4 protein-coding genes are annotated in these 4,295 nt (G+C 43.5%); 2 read left to right on the top strand and 2 right to left on the bottom strand.

All coding sequences use genetic code 11. The features are described 5' to 3' along the window. Positions 1-53: 53 nt before the first annotated feature. A complete protein-coding gene (locus AC1WIP_RS12245) occupies positions 54-773 on the top strand; it encodes a glycosyltransferase family protein (RefSeq protein WP_481142093.1) in 720 nt (239 codons plus the stop codon). Positions 774-791: 18 nt separating this feature from the next. Continuing rightward, positions 792-1,946, top strand: a complete 1,155-nt coding sequence (locus AC1WIP_RS12250) for a glycosyltransferase family protein (protein ID WP_481142094.1) — start codon at positions 792-794, stop codon at positions 1,944-1,946. On the opposite strand, the gene AC1WIP_RS12255 is transcribed toward AC1WIP_RS12250, so the two are convergent. Both AC1WIP_RS12255 and AC1WIP_RS12260 read right to left on the bottom strand, forming a co-directional pair. Beyond that, positions 1,938-2,327: a hypothetical protein gene (locus tag AC1WIP_RS12255; RefSeq protein WP_481142095.1), complete on the bottom strand. Its 390-nt coding sequence runs from the start codon at positions 2,325-2,327 to the stop codon at positions 1,938-1,940. The two genes, AC1WIP_RS12250 and AC1WIP_RS12255, sit on opposite strands and share 9 nt — an antisense overlap. Positions 2,328-2,419: 92 nt before the next feature. Next, positions 2,420-4,295: glycosyltransferase (locus AC1WIP_RS12260; RefSeq protein ID WP_481142096.1), on the bottom strand; the 1,876-nt coding region annotated here is incomplete at its 5' end.

Here is a 4,295-nt window from a genome sequence, read left to right on the forward strand (position 1 = left end):
AAACAGGAATCTCTTTTGTTTCAAAGTCTGACCCGGCAAAAAAAGGAGTGAAAATGAATTCTCATAAATTTTGTTTTATTATCTGCACCAATGATGAATTAATGCTTTCCGAATGTCTACATTATATCCGACATCTGGAAATTCCGCAAGGCTATGACATCGATCTCTTAACCATAAAGGATGCGCCCTGTATGACTTCAGCCTATCAATCGGCAATGTCCGATTCAGACGCAAAGTATAAAATTTATCTTCATCAGGATGTCTTTATTCTAAACAAAAATATCCTGATGGATCTTCTGGATATTTTTTCCTCTGACCCTCTGATCGGCATGATCGGGGTAGTTGGCTATGAGACGGTCTCTTCTGATGGCATTATGTGGCATACTCCCCGCAAGGGAACAGTTTATTCTCCAAAGTCCGCCATGTCCTATCCACTTTTGTCCAAATACCGATACTCTCTTCAAGAGGATGGTTATTCCTATGTGGCGGAAATTGACGGGCTTTTTATAGCCACTGCCTATGATCTGCCCTGGGATACCGTACAGCTGAAGGGCTGGGATTTTTATGATGCTTTTCAAAGTATGAATTTTCTTAAAAATGGCTATCGCATCGCAGTCCCTTCCCAAAAGCATCCTTGGTGTCTGCACGATGATAATGTCCTTCTTAACATGACTCAATATGATTTTTACAGGAAGCTGTTTTGCTCCCGCTACCAAAATCTCTTGGGAAAAAGCTATGCACAAATTTCCGAAATGTTTAAACAAAATAATTAAGTTTCAAGGAGACCATCTATGAAAATTCTGTTTTACGACATGGGAAGCTATACCTATCAGGATTGTGTATACTATTTGAAAAGACTGGGGCACGTCTGCAAAACCGTATACTATCATTTTCCGGATAAGTACCAAGATGATTTTTTCTGCCGCCGCTTTTCCCGATATCTGGAAGAGGATCATTACGATGCTGTAATGAGCGTCAACTTTTTCCCATTGGTGGCTAAGCTGTGCAGCAAATATCATATCAAGTATCTTTCCTGGTGTTACGACAGCCCGCTGGAAGATCAGCTTTCTCAATACTTTTCCTATGAGACAAATTATATATTTCTTTTCGACAGACTGGAGGCCGCGCAATATCAAGCCTCAGGCTATAGCCAGATATTCCATATGCCTCTGGCCGTCAACACGGAAAGGCTTCAGAAGCTTGTGTTCAGCCAAAAACAAATCAGCGCTTACCATTCCGATATTTCCTTTGTAGGACATCTTTACGAGCCGTCGCTTGACGCCCTTCTGGCTGCCGCCCCGGAGTACATCAAGGGTTATATAGAAGGAATTTTACAGGCACAGCTGCGAATCTATGGATACTACTTTCTGGAAGAGATTATCACAGATGAACTATTGCAGGCAGTGAATTCCTCCTTTTTGAAATTAGGACAGACAAAGCTTTCTCTCACAAGAAAGGGACTCGCCTTCTCCATATCCTGCGCTGTCACTCATTTTGAAAGAAGCTTTCTGTTAAATGAATTCAGCGAGCACTATCTCACTACCTTTTATACAACAAAGCCCTCTTCCCTGAATGCAAAAGTACGGCTGGGCGGTCCCTTAAAATACCATACGGAAATGCCCGGCGTATTCCGTTACAGCAAGATTAACCTCTGTCCTACATTGAAGTGCATTTCTTCCGGAATTCCCCTGAGGGCACTGGACATCATGGGGAGCGGTGGCTTTTTGCTGTCCAGCTATCAGCCCGAGCTTGCGGAATACTTTGAAAACGACTCCGACTGCGCTATGTATGCCAGTTTAGAAGAAGCCTTTGACAAAGCCGATTTCTATATCCGAAATGACGCCTCCCGAGACCGCATCCGGCAAAATGGATTTCAAAAGGTGAAAGCACATTTTGATTATCCTTCCCGGATTAAAGATATGTTCCGCATTGCGGGGCTAAGCTAGACCGCACTCTTTAGCCACCTCCTCCACAGCTGCTGCCAGAAGAGCCGCATTGTGTATCACTTCGGCTCCATCTGTGCCTTCCATCCAGCCCTTTAAAAGCTTCAGATATGGCAGCTCTGCATAAGCGCTTTTTAAATGCTCATAATAGCCCTCCCCTGCGCAGTAAAAAAACATGGATATACTCAACTGCTTTTCCAGGAAACGCTCATTTGGAAGATTGTCGTTTAAAATAAAATGAAGCTGCTTGCAGTCCAGCAGATTATAAGCCACACAATCCGTCAAAGTGCCGTTTTGGAACCCCACAAGATCAAAAGTTATCAGCAGATCCGGGGCATACGTCTTAACCGCAGACATTTGGTTCTGAGCAAACCATTCCACCATCCAATTTCCTTTTTGAGCTTTATCAAAAAGCTCTACCTCCTTTTGTGATGCCTTTGAACTTATAATAGCAATTTTCAACTTCATTTTCCGTATCATTTCTGCTCCGTTTTATTCTCCTGCTCAGACTCTATATGCTGCAAGGCCTGCATTAATCGTTCTTTGTATGTATGCTTTTCCCTGACCTTTTTGTAACCGTTGATTCCAATCCGGACTCTTTGCTCCTCGTGCGCCAGATAATACTGTATCTTCTCCTCCATTTCTTCCATATCATGGAATACCTCCAGATCCACCCCGATCTCGAAATAGTCTTCCAGCTCCGGCTGGTAATTGGTCAGCACAAATCCTCCAACCGCCATAATGTCAAATATTCTTTGAGGAATCCCGCTTTCTATGCTGCGGGAAGTAATATTCAGGTTTATTTTGCTGATGTAAAATACCTTTGGCATCTCCCCCCAATAATCCACCCAGGGACGTATGGTAACATTAGGCAGCATATCTATACTTGTGTCCTCTGTGTATAAAACCACTTGATGCTTTTCCGCAATTTTGTTCAAAATAGCCACCCGTTCCATTTCATTGCATTTTCGGGCGATTCTCATGCTCTCACAATAATATTGCCTGTCTATGTCATATAGCTCCCATAGCTCTTTCTGTTCCTTTCCGCTTATAAAATCCACCAGCTCTTTTGAGGACTTTTCAAAAAAAGAGGAATCTTCCTTCCATTCACACCGGGTACTAGCGGCAAGCCGCTCCGCCTCCAGCTTAAACGCTTCATCGTCCGGCTCAAAAAGCTGTTCAAATCCACGCTTATTATAAAGTCTCCCCACAAAAGAAACCTCAGCCTTATACTTCTTCTCATCTCTCTTCGTTACTACAACATTCCCAAATACCCCTACCTCTGTGGCAAGAGGCAGATGAAACAAATGAGGGAGCTTCCTACTCTGCAGTCTTTCCCACTGCTTTTTATCAAAAACCATGATATAATTGCAGCTGTTTTTGGCCTGTTCCATGTAAAGCTCCAGCAAAGGAGAATCATAAACCCATGCAAGGTATTTTACCTTCATGCTTTCACAGGCTGCAGAAACGCTCGGGCAGAAATCATAGGTACACACCAGATCATAATGCCCTTCCTCCAGTTCCTCTTCAATCAATTCCCTTTCCGCCAATATATACGCGCTTAACGTAATCTTATAATTAGGAACAAAAACATCATCCCCCAATTCCAGAAATCCACAAGGTATCCCCATCAGGCTGATTGTCTGGCTGTGCAGAAATAAAATGCGCCTGTTCTTTGCACTTTCTTCAATTTCCGGGTATTCCCGCAAAATAATCTGTCTGTTTTTCTCATAATTCCAAAAAGAAGGCGCTCCGCAGGCATGTATGGTCCAGCTCTTCTTTTGTGCAGGAACCACAATTTTGTATCCTTTACGGCGAAATTCCAGACATTGAGACACATCATAAAAGTCCCAGCCCTTTAAAATATCTTCTCTCCAGGGCAGATCATACTGAGTAGCCATCAGCAGCCCGTCCACTGCCTCCACCTCCTGCCACCCCTTCTTTATCTTGGTGATTTCCGTGACTCCGCCTTCCAGCATTTCATCCAGGCGATAAAAATTTCCGCAGCGCTCCTTGTGCCACATCACGCCATCCTTGGACAGCTTTGGCGCACCAATCATGCCGATCATGCCAACAGACTTATCCTTTTGAAAAATACGGAGAATCTTTTCCAAAAAAGTCTTTTCCGTAATAAAGGTGTCCTGATGGAGATAAACCTTGTATTTTGCATCAGAAGCCTTCATTCCCTCATTATATCCGGCAGTCATGGAGGAAGCATCCTGAATGGCAAGCACCTCCGTCTCATATCCCTTGGGAACCTTTAAAAGGCTGAGATACAAGAGGCATTCCTCCAGATACTGCTGATTGTTCGAACATATAATAAAGCAAATCTTCCTGTCATTGCACGTCTGC

The sequence above is a fragment of the Acetatifactor sp. genome (genome assembly GCF_982438285.1).